General features: G+C 69.3%; 16 protein-coding genes and 1 pseudogene. 10 read left to right on the top strand and 7 right to left on the bottom strand.

Translation table 11 applies throughout. The annotated features are described in order from the left end of the window. Window positions 1–863 precede the first annotated feature (863 nt). Entirely contained in the window at window positions 864–1,415 is a 552-nt protein-coding gene (locus tag ACWD3H_RS39665; RefSeq protein ID WP_451958680.1) for a YciI family protein, read from the top strand. After that, window positions 1,412–2,026: a class I SAM-dependent methyltransferase gene (locus tag ACWD3H_RS39660; RefSeq protein ID WP_451958679.1), complete on the top strand. Its 615-nt coding sequence runs from the start codon at window positions 1,412–1,414 to the stop codon at window positions 2,024–2,026. Before ACWD3H_RS39665 ends, ACWD3H_RS39660 begins: the two co-directional genes overlap by 4 nt. A 300-nt stretch (window positions 2,027–2,326) precedes the next feature. Here the strand turns inward: ACWD3H_RS39660 and ACWD3H_RS39655 are convergent, their stop codons facing one another. Next, window positions 2,327–2,929, bottom strand: coding sequence for a CGNR zinc finger domain-containing protein (locus ACWD3H_RS39655; protein WP_451958678.1), 603 nt, complete (start codon window positions 2,927–2,929; stop codon window positions 2,327–2,329). 42 nt (window positions 2,930–2,971) lie between these two features. Here ACWD3H_RS39655 and ACWD3H_RS39650 point away from each other — a divergent pair, with 42 nt between their 5' ends. Next, the gene (locus ACWD3H_RS39650) at window positions 2,972–3,361 is read left to right on the top strand and encodes a RidA family protein (protein ID WP_355556992.1); all 390 of its coding nucleotides are present in this window, start codon (window positions 2,972–2,974) and stop codon (window positions 3,359–3,361) included. A gap of 127 nt (window positions 3,362–3,488) precedes the next feature. Then, window positions 3,489–3,713 (top strand): Tn3 family transposase, encoded by a 225-nt coding sequence (locus tag ACWD3H_RS39645; protein WP_451958677.1) that lies wholly within the window; start codon window positions 3,489–3,491, stop codon window positions 3,711–3,713. On the opposite strand, the gene ACWD3H_RS39640 is transcribed toward ACWD3H_RS39645, so the two are convergent. Continuing rightward, on the bottom strand, window positions 3,651–4,313 hold the full coding sequence (locus ACWD3H_RS39640; RefSeq protein ID WP_355556998.1) for a response regulator transcription factor: 663 nt from the start codon (window positions 4,311–4,313) through the stop codon (window positions 3,651–3,653). The two genes, ACWD3H_RS39645 and ACWD3H_RS39640, sit on opposite strands and share 63 nt — an antisense overlap. After that, window positions 4,310–5,488 carry a sensor histidine kinase gene (locus ACWD3H_RS39635; protein ID WP_451958676.1) on the bottom strand — a complete coding sequence of 393 codons (1,179 nt, stop codon included), beginning with the start codon at window positions 5,486–5,488 and terminating at the stop codon, window positions 4,310–4,312. Before ACWD3H_RS39635 ends, ACWD3H_RS39640 begins: the two co-directional genes overlap by 4 nt. A gap of 163 nt (window positions 5,489–5,651) precedes the next feature. Here ACWD3H_RS39635 and ACWD3H_RS39630 point away from each other — a divergent pair, with 163 nt between their 5' ends. Continuing rightward, the gene (locus tag ACWD3H_RS39630; RefSeq protein ID WP_451958675.1) at window positions 5,652–6,884 is read left to right on the top strand and encodes an alpha/beta hydrolase family protein; all 1,233 of its coding nucleotides are present in this window, start codon (window positions 5,652–5,654) and stop codon (window positions 6,882–6,884) included. 121 nt (window positions 6,885–7,005) lie between these two features. Here ACWD3H_RS39630 and ACWD3H_RS39625 read toward each other — a convergent pair whose 3' ends face one another. The 4 genes and pseudogenes from ACWD3H_RS39625 to ACWD3H_RS39610 all read right to left on the bottom strand — a co-directional run bounded on the left by ACWD3H_RS39625 (window position 7,006) and on the right by ACWD3H_RS39610 (window position 8,664). Continuing rightward, entirely contained in the window at window positions 7,006–7,269 is a 264-nt protein-coding gene (locus tag ACWD3H_RS39625; protein ID WP_451958715.1) for a hypothetical protein, read from the bottom strand. A 47-nt stretch (window positions 7,270–7,316) separates the two neighbouring features. Continuing rightward, window positions 7,317–7,460 (bottom strand): annotated as a pseudogene (locus ACWD3H_RS39620) (IS630 family transposase); the annotation flags it as partial. 315 nt (window positions 7,461–7,775) lie between these two features. Then, a complete protein-coding gene (locus ACWD3H_RS39615; RefSeq protein ID WP_355569390.1) occupies window positions 7,776–8,291 on the bottom strand; it encodes a DUF4396 domain-containing protein in 516 nt (171 codons plus the stop codon). A gap of 223 nt (window positions 8,292–8,514) precedes the next feature. Further along, the gene (locus ACWD3H_RS39610; protein WP_451958674.1) at window positions 8,515–8,664 is read right to left on the bottom strand and encodes a DUF305 domain-containing protein; all 150 of its coding nucleotides are present in this window, start codon (window positions 8,662–8,664) and stop codon (window positions 8,515–8,517) included. Between the two features lie 298 nt (window positions 8,665–8,962). Between ACWD3H_RS39610 and ACWD3H_RS39605 the strand changes: the two genes are divergently transcribed. The 5 genes from ACWD3H_RS39605 to ACWD3H_RS39585 all read left to right on the top strand — a co-directional run. After that, a complete protein-coding gene (locus ACWD3H_RS39605) occupies window positions 8,963–9,244 on the top strand; it encodes a heavy-metal-associated domain-containing protein (protein ID WP_451958673.1) in 282 nt (93 codons plus the stop codon). Between the two features lie 142 nt (window positions 9,245–9,386). Further along, window positions 9,387–10,817 (top strand): MFS transporter, encoded by a 1,431-nt coding sequence (locus ACWD3H_RS39600; protein ID WP_451958672.1) that lies wholly within the window; start codon window positions 9,387–9,389, stop codon window positions 10,815–10,817. Window positions 10,818–10,956: 139 nt separating this feature from the next. Beyond that, entirely contained in the window at window positions 10,957–11,238 is a 282-nt protein-coding gene (locus ACWD3H_RS39595; protein ID WP_399532730.1) for a metal-sensitive transcriptional regulator, read from the top strand. Between the two features lie 69 nt (window positions 11,239–11,307). Continuing rightward, complete coding sequence (locus tag ACWD3H_RS39590) at window positions 11,308–11,523, top strand: heavy-metal-associated domain-containing protein (RefSeq protein ID WP_451958671.1); 216 nt, start codon at window positions 11,308–11,310, stop codon at window positions 11,521–11,523. Beyond that, window positions 11,520–12,256: hypothetical protein (locus tag ACWD3H_RS39585; protein ID WP_451958670.1), on the top strand; the 737-nt coding region annotated here is incomplete at its 3' end. The genes ACWD3H_RS39590 and ACWD3H_RS39585, both read left to right, overlap by 4 nt.

Here is a 12,256-nt window from a genome sequence, read left to right as displayed (position 1 = left end):
CGAACGGGAAACAGGAATCAGTTGCCCGCGGGCTGCTCGATCACCGAGTTGAGTGGGGTCTCCGGCTTGGTGGAGTAGTCCACCTGGTCTTCGTCGATGATCTGGTCGGATGGTCTCGATGACCCGCACACCGCGCCCGGTGCGGAACTGCTGTCTGAGCGCGCTCACCGGATCGACAGCGGCGGAAAGAGAGGGTGGCCGCCTGGGCGGGCGCGGTCGTGGCGTACGCGGACAGGGCCAGGGCAGCGGTCGCGGCGCCTGCGAGCCCGGCGATGAAGCGCTTCACCTGAATGCTCCCGAGAATGCCCTCACTCCGTGTGAGAGGAATGAGGACATTCTCGCAGAGCAAGATCATGAAGGGTGTCAGTATTCAGGGAGGTATGTCCAATTATTGGTGGGACGGGTGATGTTCTCCCGCAGCGCGCCGTCGGAGATCGGGGTTGAGGAACCTGCGGGCAGCCGTTATCGCTAAGAATGATCTTGCGCTTTTGGTGGGGCGGGGGAAGCGGGACTCCGAGAGAACATGAGGGACCGCGTGGCCCCTCACCCGCCCGGTCAAGCGGGGTGGACGTACGGGTCTGTCTCACCCACTCCCGACCGCCCCAGGTGCCCTTGTTCACGCCGGCCACCGTGACGACGAAACGGTCGTCCGCGACGTCCATGGGGTGTTCCTCGTCGGGGACTCGGCCTGGCTCTCAGCCGCCGGAAGTCGGATCCCTGACGGCGTGGGTCTGGTCGACGCCCGCGAGGCGTGCGCGGGAGCGGTCAGCTACGGCCAGGGACGAAGTAGGCGTTGATCGCGCGGTGCACCCGGGCGTTTCCGGGATGACTTGTGCGAAGTGATCTGTTGGTAGGTGAAGACTATGGGCATGGAGTTCTTCTGCTACCACCGCGACCGGCCCGGCTCCGTAGCGCTGCGCGACGAGCTACTGGAAGAGCATTGGTCCTATATGGACCGGTATGCGAAGGAGATGATCGCCCGGGGCCCGACCCTCGCCGGCGACACACCCACCGGCAGCGTGCACATCGTCGACCTGCCCGATCCCGTCGCCGCCCGCGCGTTCGCCTTCGACGAGCCGAACTACCAGGCCGGCGTGTACCGGGACGTGCTGCTGCGACGGTGGCGCAACACGCTGGGGCGCACCATGTGGGACTTCCCCGGCGGCCGGACCGGCGGCAACCGGTACCTGGTGCTCGGCCTCGGCACGGGGCAGGCCGCCGACCTCGCCGTACCGCCCGACCGGGACGTGCTGATCGCCTACGGGCCGTTGTTGTCCGACGACGGCGCCACCTGGCTGGGCACGGCGGCGCTGGTCCGGGCGCCGGACCCGGACACGGCACGCGCCATCCTGACCCCGGACCGGTACGCCGACATCGAGGTGCACGACTGGCAGTTCGGCGGGCGGCCGTCATGACCCGAGGACGTCCAGGTAGTGACGGCAGGCGATGGAACCACAACATCCATTACCACCCCCGCATCCTCAGCGCGGTCCCCGATGGCGCCCAGCGCGCCCTCGACGTCGGCTGCGGCGAGGGCATGCTCGCCCGTGAACTGCGGCAGGCCGTGCCGCACGTCACCGGCATCGACCTCGACGCGCCCAGCATCGACCAAGCCCGCGAGCACCCGGACGACATCGGCTACATCCTCGGCGACTTCCTCACCCATCCCTTCGAGCCCGCCTCGTTCGACGTCGTCGCATCCGTGGCCACCTTGCACCACATGGACGCCGCCACCGGATTGGCCCGCATGCGCGAGCTGCTGCGCCCCAGCGGCGTCCTGGCCATCGTCGGCCTCGCCCGCAGCACCATGCCCAACGACCTGCCGCGCGACCTGGCCGGCGTCGCCGTCGGTACCTTCCACCGCGCCACGAAGGGCCACTGGGAGCATCCGTCCCCCATGGTGTGGCCGCCACCGGTGACCTACCCGCAGATGCGAGCGCTGGCCGCCGAGATCCTGCCCGGCTCCCGGTACCGCCGCCACCTGCTGTTGCGCTACAGCATCACCTGGCGCAAACCGCAGGACTGAGCGGGGCCGACCGGCCAGGTCCTGCGCGACCCCGCAGGCAGCGGGCCGCCGCAGTCGGCACAGGAAGGGGCCGCCGAACTACGGCTCACACACCCCATTCTCACGCAACGTCGCAGACCGCACCTTGCTCGCGGCGGTCCCGCCCAGCACCGCACGGCCTGAACTGAGAACTCAAGGTCCGAAACGGACATAGGCGTTCGCCGGGCACCTCCGGCCCGCCGCCACGAGGCCATCGATCGGCCCCATGGGAAGTCAGTGGGAACGGGCACGTACGGGCTGGGACAACAGCTTGAGGCTGTGTCATGGGTTCATGGCCCGCCGGGCGCGGAGAGCCCGGAGCTTGTGGCGGTTGCCGCAGCGCTCCATCGCGCACCAGCGCCGAGCGCCGGGGCGGGACGAGTCGACGAACACCAGCGGGCAGTCGTCGCTCGCGCACTCGCGGATGCGCCCGGAGAGCGGCCCGGACAGCAGCTCGATCATCTCCCGCGCCAGCGCCGACAGCGCTTGCGTTGCCCGCACCGGCGGCGCCCACCCCGCGGTCGTGCCGCCGACGGCGAGCTCGGGGACCAGCGGCGCCGCGGCCGCGGCCCGGTTGATGGCCGCGACCGCCCCGGTGGGGAGGGGGCGACGCGCCGCCCGGGCGTGCGCCGCGTCCCAGATCGCCTGGCGGAGGGCCTTGGCCGCGGTCAGCTCGCGGGCCGTCACGGGGACCGTCATGACCGCGGCCAGCGGCGGCTGGGCCAGCCATTCACCTAGGTCGGCGGGCTCGTGGAGGGTCTCGAACACCGCATACCGGCCCTCGCCGCCCGTGTGGGCGAAGTCCAGGCAGACGGCGCCGGCGTCGAACCAGAAGGACCCTCCCTTGGGGTCGTGCAGCACCCGTCCGGTTGCACTCGCTCGCATGAAACCACTATAACCAGTGTCATCGTCAGCGGAGGGCGACACATGAGCACACGGCACATCAACCCTGAGGGGCTGCACCGCAACCCGGCCTTCAGCCAGGCCGTCGTGGTCGAACAGCCGACGAAGACGATCTACATCGGCGGGCAGAACGGCGTCGACGCCGCCGGTAAGGTCGTCGGTCCCACAGTCGGGGAGCAGAGCAGCCAGGCGTTGCGCAACCTCGCGACCATCCTGGAGAGCGAGGGGGCGAGCCTGGCGAACATCGTGCACTGGTCCATCGCCGTGGTGGACGGCCACGCATTGAACGAGGGTTTTGCCGCCTTCCAGCAGGCGTGGAACCCGGCCGACCCACCCCCGGCCATCACGGTCCACGTCGTCGCCGGCTTGGGCCCCGGGTTCCTCGTCGAGATCGACGCCGTCGCCGTCGTGTGACGCCCCGGGGGCGGGACCATCCGCCGGTCGTCGGGTTGACCCGGTTTTGATGCTGGGTACGACCCGGCAGCGACGACCAGGTGGAGGTCGCCCGTCGTCATGCGCGCCCTGGACCCAGAGGTGATAGATGCCGTGGTGCCTCACCCTGCTCACCAACGCCGTGATCACCTGGACCACCGAGTACTACGGCAAGGCGATCGGCGAGCTCCGCGCCCAGGGCCGCGACGTCTCCGACGAGCTGCTGTCGTTCATCGCCCCCAGCCGCCGGAGCGGGACCCGTACGGGCTGGTCAACCCGGCTGGATGAGGCGGGACTCGTAGGCGAAAACCACGGCCTGTACCCGGTCGCGTAGCTGGAGTTTGTCCAGGATTCTGCCCAAGTGGGTCTTCACGGTTGCTTCGGCCAGGTGCAGGGCCGCAGCGATCTCCGCGTTGGATAGGCCGCGGCCTACCTGGATGAGCACTTGGCGTTCGCGGGTGGTCAGGCGGGCGAGTCGTTCGTCCTGACCGGGACCGCTGCCGTTGAGCAGTTGCGGGGCGAAGTTCTCCAGCAGGCGACGGGTGATCCTCGGGGACACCACCGCGTCGCCGTCGGCGATGCTGCGGATGGCGGCCAGCAGATCGTCCGGGCGGGAGTTCTTCAGCAGGAAGCCGGACGCGCCTGCCTTGAGGCCTGCGAAGGCGTATTCGTCCAGGTCGAAGGTGGTCAGAATGAGCACTCGGGTCTGCGGGCAGTCACGGACAATCCGGCGGGTGGCCTCGATGCCGTCGGTGCCCGGCATGCGAATGTCCATGAGGACGACGTCGGGGTGGAGCTGACGTGCCAGGCGTTCGGCCTGGGCGCCGTCGGCGGCCTCACCTACCACCGACATGTCGGGCTGGATCTCGAGAACCATCGTGAAGGCCATTCGCAGCAACGACTCGTCATCGGCGAGCAGGATTCGAATCGTCACGCCGCGCTCCCGCCTCGCGAGCCTTCCTGGAGGATCCCATGGTGGGGTGCGGTGAGATCCAGCCGGGCCGATACCTGCCAGCCTCCTGCCGGGAATGGACCCGCCCAGAAGGTTCCGCCGTAGGCGGCCACCCGGTCGCGCATGCCTTTGATGCCGTGCCCGCCGCCGATGGTTGCCGGGGTGGTGCCGTTGTTGGTGACCTCCAGGGTGACGGCCTCGGGCGAGACCTCGACCCGGACCTCGGCACGGGTTCCGGGCGAGGTGTGTTTGAGCGCGTTGGTCAGGGCTTCCTGGACCAGGCGGTAGACGGTGAGCTGGGCGGCGGCCGGGATCTGGGCGGCGTCGCCGTACACCTGGAGGCTGGTTGCGAGCCCGGCAGCTCGCAGCCGGTCGACCAGGGCCGGGAGCTGGGCGAGACCGGGCGTTGGGTGACGCCGCAGGTCTTCGGCCGCCCGCAATCCCGTCCCATCGGCAGCGTCCGGCTCGTGGTCATTGGCGTGCAGGGCGAGGCTACGGCGCATATCGGCCAAGGCCTGGCGGCCGGTTTCCGCTATCTGGCCGATGGCGGCGGCCGCCTTGTCCGGGGCGCTGGCGCGGACGTAGTGGGCGCTGTCAGCGAGAGCGATCATGACGGAGAGGTTATGGGTGACGATGTCGTGCATGTCGCGTGCCATCCGAGCCCGGTCCTCGGCGACCGCGAGCCGGGCCCGCTGGTCGCGGTCGCGTTCCAGCGCGGCGAGGTAGGCACGCCTGGTCCGCATGCTCGTACCGGTGACGGCCGCGGCGGCAGTCATCGCCGTCAACGCCACCACCGACAGGAGGAACCGCCCCTCTGGCGCCCACCGTGCCGAGGCCAGCACCGCCCCGGCCTCGACCACCGCCGCGGCCGCGAGCGTGCGCCGCCACGTCGCGTGCGTGCCGACGCTGTACAGGGCCACCAGCAGCGCCACGTCGGCGGGCAGTTGCACACCAGCCAGCCACTGAAGGCCTGCCACCGCCGCGATCAACGCGAACACCGTCAGCGGGGCGCGCCGCCGCCACACCAGGGGCAGCACAAGGCCGACCTGGAGGAGAACAACCTCAAGACCGCCCCGCAGAACCTGGCCGGGGCCGAGTGTGACAAGGAAGATCGCAGCGGCCAGCAGGGCGTCGAGCATCCAGGACCGGCCGTTCATACCGCCACACTAAGCGACCTACCAGCCCGAATTCTCTCCTCCTGCGGGAGGAGGGTCAGCCCGAAGTCGTATGGCCGGATCAGCTCCCTGCCGCTCGTGCGGGCCGGAAGACCGCTGGAAAGCTCCTGAACCACGATTACGCATCGAGAACGGAGCCGACCACATGCCGACCACCGCATTCACGCGCCGCCGCGTGGCCATCGCCTCGCTCGCCCTCGCGACCACCGCCGCCATCCCGTTGACAGCCCACCCCGCCAACGCCTCCTCCGTCACGGCCGCGATCACCGGCAGCGGCGCGACGATCGCCGAGGCAGCCACCAGGCTCGCCGTTTCCTCCGCCCCTGCCACCAGGTTGACGTTGCCTGCCCCCACGGGGCGGTATTCGATCGGCACTCGTGCGTTGCGGCTGGTGGACTCGTCGCGGCGGGATCCGCTGGTGAAGGCGCGGCCGTATCGGGAGCTGATGGTGAGCCTCTGGTATCCGGCCGGACCCTCCAATCGTCCTTTGGCACCGCACATGTCACAGATGGCGGCAGCCGACTGGGACCGGCATTCGGCACCCGCGATGGGAATCAAGCAGGGCAGCATGGACTGGGCTGCCACGACGACCCACGCCCGGGAAGGGGCGCCGGTCGACCGGAAGGCCGGGGCGCTGCCGGTGGTACTGTTCGCGCCGGGGGACGGTGGACCGCGGACCCTCGGCACGGTGCTCGTAGAGGAGCTGGCCAGCCGTGGCTACCTGGTGGTCACCGTGGATCACACCTACGAGGCCGATCAGGTCGAGTTCCCCGGGGGGAGGGTCGAGCGGGCCGTCCCGCTGCCGTCGAAGCTGACGCCGAACGTCATCGCGAAGCTGCTCAGAAAGCATGCCGAGATCCGCCTGGCGGATATGAGGTTCGTACTCGACCGCCTCGACAAGATCGCCGGACTGCGCGGTGTCATGGACCTCTCGAAGATCGGGATGCTCGGCCAGTCCATCGGCGGATCCGTGGCCGCCCAGCTCGCCCACGACGACCCTCGCATCGACGCGGGCGTCAACCTCGACGGCTCCTACGTGGGTCCCATAGCACGGACAGGGGTGGGCAGGCCGTTCCTGCAGTTCGCCGCCCAGGCGCACACCCGGGCAGGCGACCGTACCTGGAAGTCCTTCTGGAACGCCTCCAGCGGGTGGAAGCGCGAGCTGAAACTGGCCGGCGCGGCGCATGGATCGTTCACCGACCTGCAGGTCATGCTGCCCCAGGTCAAGGATCTCGTCGGCACGATCGATCCGGCACGGTCGGTGGCAGCGCAGCGTGCCTACATCACCGCCTTCTTCGACCTGCATCTCAAGGGGCAGGCCACACGCCTGTTCGACATGCCGGACCAGCGCTATCCCGAGATCACGCTGGTTCCCTGACCGCCGGCCGCCACGGACGAGCGAGGGCGAGTCGCCGACCGCGGTGGTGGGCCGCCACCACCGCGGTCGGCGAATCCCACGACATGGCGGCGCCGGCGTTCCACTGACTCGCCGTCAGGCGCTATGGCGTCCCCAGATAGGTGTCGAGCGCGGCCGCGTCCGCCGGCATCGCCGGGCCCCGCACCGTCAGCCGGTCGCGCCACTCCCCCAGCGTCGCCTGCAGCGGCTCCAGTCCGCCCGCCACCCGCACCCGCTCCAGCACCCGCGCGATCTGCTCCAGCCCGTGCCCGCCCCGCCGCAGCTGGTGGGCCGGCAGCACGTCGCGCACGTCGGCGGAGGTGTAGGACGTGGTAGCCGGGGCACGATCAGCCTGGCCCGCTCCCATTTGCGCAACGTCGCCGGCCGGATGCCGAAACGCCCGCGTCGCGGCACAGACGTGCGGGTGATGCCCAGCAGCCGGGCCACCCGCGGTGCGCCGATTCCCCCGGCGAACATGTCCGCCGCCCGAAACCGCAGCTCCTCACGCTGCGATCGAGCCTGGGCGGACGAGCCCCCGCTTCTGTCCGCGTATCTCATACCTTCAGCTCTACACCTGCGCGAACAGCGCACTGGAATCGGCTCCGGGCACACCGTCACGCCGAGATTTCATGGTCAGTATGCGCGTCATTGATTTACGTCACGGGTTATCGTCGTTTTCATCGTCGCGAAGCGCTAAACGATCAAGTGTGACGGCAGACGACCGTTATTCGTCACTCATGAGGTGGCATTCTCTGGCGACATCTGGCCGCCTACTGCGTCACTCTGGGACCGGGCCGTGAGCCGGCGCACTATGGCTAACGTGTTCTGACCCCAGCCTGATCAAGGCTAAGGTCACGCCGCGGACCTGATACGTCAGTGGTGGTAGGCGTGGACGACGGCGTGTCCTCGCCCCTTGGCGATCAGCCAGCGGTTGACCGGCACGGTCAGCACGAAGGCCAGCGCCAGGGAGAAGGCCAGGGCCGCCCAGAACAGGACGCTGGCCAGACCGGCGTCCATGGCGCCAGGCACGGTGAGCATCACGGTGTTGTCGATGATCTCCATGACCGCGATGGAGACGGTGTCGGCGGCCAGGGCGACCTTCAGCGCCTGGCGCATGTCCAGGCCCGCCTTGAGGACGCCGCGCATGGTGAGGGCGTAGCCGAAGACGAAGGCGAGCGTGATCGACAGCGCGACGGTGGCGCCCGCGTGCAGTCCCACCGCGGTCCCGATGATCATTCCGAGGACCTCGCCGATGGCGCAGCCGGTCAGGCAGTGCAGTGTCGCCTGGGCGGCGGTGCGCCAGGAGGAGCCGCCGTGCGCGCCCGCGTGTCCGGCGTGGCCGTTTCCGGTGGGGCTGTGCGTGCTGTGGTCGTGGGTTGAGTGGTCCATGGCCTGTCATATCCCTTTCGATTGCGGGCCCGCCTGATGACGCCCAACCGGAAATATACCCATAGGGGGTATCAAGTGCCAAGAGAGAGCACTGCCGGGACACCGGGGACGCGCGAACGACGCGGCCCCGGCACCGGGCCAGGACAGGGGGTTACTTAGTGCCGAGCGGGGCGTTCATCTGGTCGATCTCCTCGCTCTGCGAGGCGGTGATGATCTCAGCTCCTCACGGGCCCTTGGCAGGAGCGTAGGAGCCGGTGGTCTTCTTGGTTTCGGCCATCGCGGCCGTGCCCCGATGGTGGGCGGCCATCATCTGCAGGAACGCGGTGTCGAAGGCCTTGCCGGAGGCTTTCACCAGCAGCAGTCGCGTGCCCACCGGCTGAGGGGGACGGCGCACTGCGGCAGGTGCCTCACGAGTCCCAGCACGGGCAGCCGCTCCCTGCGCCTGGCGGGCAGCCCGGGTGCCCCGCTCCCGGCAATGTCTGGGCCGTAGAGCACCCCCTCCGCAGACTTGGTGATCACAGCGCTGTGCACGTCCGGACCATCTGGGGTGGTTCGCCGTAATCCACCTCATCCGTGAAATCGGATTCCTCTACGGGAATTGAACCCCTAGGGGGTATGTTAAGGTCACACATCGAGGTACCCCACCGGGGTACACGCGAGAGGAGAACCTCATGTGCACGGCATGTGCGTGCGGCACCACGATCTCCACCTCCGCGCAGGTGGAGACCAGCGGCGGAACCGCCTACCAGGTCGGCGGGATGACCTGCGGGCACTGCGTCTCCTCAGTCTCCGCTGAGATAGGCAAGGTCGGCGGCGTCACCGGCGTCCAGGTCGACCTGGCCAGCGGCGCGGTCACCGTCAGCGGAGCCGGCTTCTCTGACGAGGAGATCCGCGCGGCGGTGGAGCAGGCAGGTTACGCCCTGGTCGAGACCTCGCCTGTCAGCGCTTCCTAGAGGAACGTCGCCTGAGCAGACAAATGGTGGGCGTGCATTGGCGTGCACGCCCACCTGCGGGGCCGGTCCGAGTCGAATCACACCCAACCCCCTACGACACATCCTGCCACCCGGCGGGGATGTGCGGAATCAGGAGTGCGGCATGAACGCCGTCAATCCACGCAGGTGGCAAGCACTCATCGTGCTCGCCGCCGCGCAGTTCATGGTCATCATGGACACCTCCATCATCGGTGTCGCCCTGCCCGACATGCAGCGCGACCTCGGCTTCTCCCAGGGCAGCCTGCAGTGGGTCTTCAACGCCTACGTCATCGCCTTCGGCGGCCTGCTGCTGCTCGGCGGCCGTCTGTCGGACCTGTTCGGCGCCCGCAAGGTCTTCACCACCGGCTGGATCATCCTGATCGCCGGCTCCATCGTCGCCGCGGCAGCGGGTAACGCCTGGGTGGAGATTCTCGGCCGCGGCGTCCAAGGGGTCGGCGGCGCGCTCATCGCCCCGGCCTCGATGACCCTGCTCATGATGCTCTTCGGACACAACCCGCGCGAGCTTGGCAAGGCCATGGCCCTGTACGGTGCCGCCGCCCCGGCCGGCGGCACCGCCGGCGTGTTCCTCGGCGGCGTCATCACCGAGTATCTGAGCTGGCCGTGGGTCTTCATTGTTTACGTGCCGATCGGCCTGGCCACCCTGGCCGCGGTCCCGGCTCTACTGCCTGCTGTCCAGGGCAAGCGCGGTTCGGTCGACGTGCTGGGCGCCATCGCGGTCACCGCGGGCATCGCCCTGGCCGTCTACGCCATCGTGCGCGCTCCCGAGCAGGGCTGGAGCTCGGCTGCGACGCTGCTGGAGCTGGCCGGAGCACTCGCGCTGCTGATCGTGTTCCTGGTGATCCAGCGCACGGTGCGCGAGCCCCTCATGCCGCTGGGCATCTGGCGCACCCCGGGCCTGGCCACCGCGAACCTGGCGATGGCGCTGCTCGGCGCCGCCTGGATCCCGATGTGGTACTTCCTCAACCTCTACCTGCAGCAGGTTCTCGGCTACGGTGCCTTCGCCAGCGGCGCGGCGCTACTGCCGATGACCATCGCCATCATGATCTTCATGATCGGCATCACCGCCCGACTGCTCGGCCGGTTCGGTGCCAAGCCGCTCATCGCCGGTGGCCTGCTCATCCTTGCCGCCGGGGTGGCGGGCCTGTCCCTGGTCCGTCCGGACGGGGCATTCGTCTCCGACGTGCTGCCCGCCTCGCTGATCGCCGCGGTCGGCATGTCCCTGGCCTACATCCCGGCGATGATGTCGGCCATGTCCGGGGTGCGGCCGCAGGAGAGCGGGCTGGCCTCCGGCATCGTCAACACCACCTACCAGGTCGGCTCGGCTCTGGGCCTGGCCGTCATGACCGCGATCGCCACCTCCCAGGGCGCCGCTGAGCTGGGGAATCTGCCCAGGCTCACCGACGGCTTCCAGGCCGCCTTCGTCGGCGCCGGGGCCGTGGCCGCCATAGGGGCCGTGCTCACCCTGCTGCTCATGCGCAAGGCCAAGCCGACGTCCACCGACACCGACGCGCAGCGGGAAGCGGCGCGCGCCTGACGCGGTTCGGGGGCGTGCCCCGGCACGCCCCCTTCCGCTCTCCCTGCGGTGCATCCGATTCACCGATTCACCGACCACCCGGAATACCATAGGGGGGTATGGTGTTAGAGGAGATGTGAAGCCGAACGTAGGGGGACAGATGCACGGATACACCGACAACAAGCAGGACCACCTGCGGCGGCTGCGCCGGATCGAGGGCCAGGCGCGCGGGCTGCAGCGGATGGTCGAGGAAGACAAGTACTGCATCGACATCCTCACCCAGGTCTCAGCGGCCAGCCGCGCCCTGCAGTCCTTCGCCCTTTCCCTGCTGGAAGAGCACCTGGCGCACTGCGTGGCCGAGGCCACCGCCAAGGGCGGGCCCGAGGCCGAAGCCAAGATCAAGGAAGCCTCCGACGCCATCGCCCGCCTTGTCCGCTCCTGACCCACCCATAGATCCACCCACAACCATCCTGACCAGCACATAGATCCACGCATGAAGAGGAGGGCCGTCATGGCCACCACCAGCACCTACACCGTCAAGGGCATGACCTGCGGCCACTGCGTCAGCTCGGTCACCGAAGAAGTCGGCGAGGTCGCCGGGGTCACCGGCGTCACCGTGGACCTGGCCACCGGCCTGGTCACCGTGGACAGCGACGACCCCATCGACGCCGCCGCGATCACGGCCGCCGTCGAGGAAGCCGGATACGAAGTGGTGACCCCCTCATGAACACACCCGCCAAGCTCGGCGCCTACGCCCTCGGACTCGCCGTGATCTTCGGCGGAGCCCTCGGGGCCGGCACCGCGGTGGGCTCCACCGAAACGCCGCCCGCCGCCAACGGCCACCAGGCCCATACGCCCCTACCCCCGAACCAGACGGCCGACGCTCACGCAACGCACGCACAGCCGGCCCCCAGCCAGGCAGCGACCGCAGCATCCATCCCAGGAGGGCTTCAAGTGTCCCAGGACGGCTACACCCTGACCCTTGAGACGACGACCATCACGCCCGGCGAGCCGACCGACTTCCGTTTCACCGTCACCGGCCCCGACGGCCGCCCGGTCACCGGCTACCAGACGCTGCACGACAAGAAGCTGCACTTCATCGTGGTCTCCCGCGATTTGGGCGGCTTCCAGCACCTGCACCCCGAGCCGGCCGGCGAGGGCGTGTGGTCGGTGAAGCTGACACTGCCCGAAGCGGGCGCCTACCGGGTGTTCGCCGACTTCGCCCCCGAGGGCGGCACCGGGTTGACCCTGGGCGCCGACCTGCACGCGGGCGGCGCCTACGAGCCCAAGGCGTTGCCGGCGGCCAACCGTACGTCCACGGTCGACGGCTACACCGTAGAGCTCGACGGGGCACTCACCCCCGGCGCCTCCAGCAAGCTCACCCTGAAGGTGAGCAAGGACGGCCGCCCGGTCACCGACCTGCAGCCCTACCTGGGCGCCTACGGTCACCTGGTCGCGCT

The organism is Streptosporangium sp. NPDC002607, from assembly GCF_053592655.1.
This window is presented reverse-complemented; position numbering and strand designations above follow the sequence as displayed.

What these genes read in the sequence shown, in the direction of transcription:
- ACWD3H_RS39665 (WP_451958680.1), top strand. Translation starts at nt 864, where the DNA reads ATGGGCATGGAGTTCTTCTGCTACCACCGCGACCGGCCCGGCTCCGTA.
- ACWD3H_RS39660 (WP_451958679.1), top strand. Translation starts at nt 1,412, where the DNA reads ATGACCCGAGGACGTCCAGGTAGTGACGGCAGGCGATGGAACCACAAC.
- ACWD3H_RS39655 (WP_451958678.1), bottom strand. Translation starts at nt 2,929, where the DNA reads ATGCGAGCGAGTGCAACCGGACGGGTGCTGCACGACCCCAAGGGAGGG.
- ACWD3H_RS39650 (WP_355556992.1), top strand. Translation starts at nt 2,972, where the DNA reads ATGAGCACACGGCACATCAACCCTGAGGGGCTGCACCGCAACCCGGCC.
- ACWD3H_RS39645 (WP_451958677.1), top strand. Translation starts at nt 3,489, where the DNA reads ATGCCGTGGTGCCTCACCCTGCTCACCAACGCCGTGATCACCTGGACC.
- ACWD3H_RS39635 (WP_451958676.1), bottom strand. Translation starts at nt 5,488, where the DNA reads ATGAACGGCCGGTCCTGGATGCTCGACGCCCTGCTGGCCGCTGCGATC.
- ACWD3H_RS39630 (WP_451958675.1), top strand. Translation starts at nt 5,652, where the DNA reads ATGCCGACCACCGCATTCACGCGCCGCCGCGTGGCCATCGCCTCGCTC.
- ACWD3H_RS39625 (WP_451958715.1), bottom strand. Translation starts at nt 7,269, where the DNA reads ATGGGAGCGGGCCAGGCTGATCGTGCCCCGGCTACCACGTCCTACACC.
- ACWD3H_RS39615 (WP_355569390.1), bottom strand. Translation starts at nt 8,291, where the DNA reads ATGGACCACTCAACCCACGACCACAGCACGCACAGCCCCACCGGAAAC.
- ACWD3H_RS39605 (WP_451958673.1), top strand. Translation starts at nt 8,963, where the DNA reads ATGTGCACGGCATGTGCGTGCGGCACCACGATCTCCACCTCCGCGCAG.
- ACWD3H_RS39600 (WP_451958672.1), top strand. Translation starts at nt 9,387, where the DNA reads ATGAACGCCGTCAATCCACGCAGGTGGCAAGCACTCATCGTGCTCGCC.
- ACWD3H_RS39595 (WP_399532730.1), top strand. Translation starts at nt 10,957, where the DNA reads ATGCACGGATACACCGACAACAAGCAGGACCACCTGCGGCGGCTGCGC.
- ACWD3H_RS39590 (WP_451958671.1), top strand. Translation starts at nt 11,308, where the DNA reads ATGGCCACCACCAGCACCTACACCGTCAAGGGCATGACCTGCGGCCAC.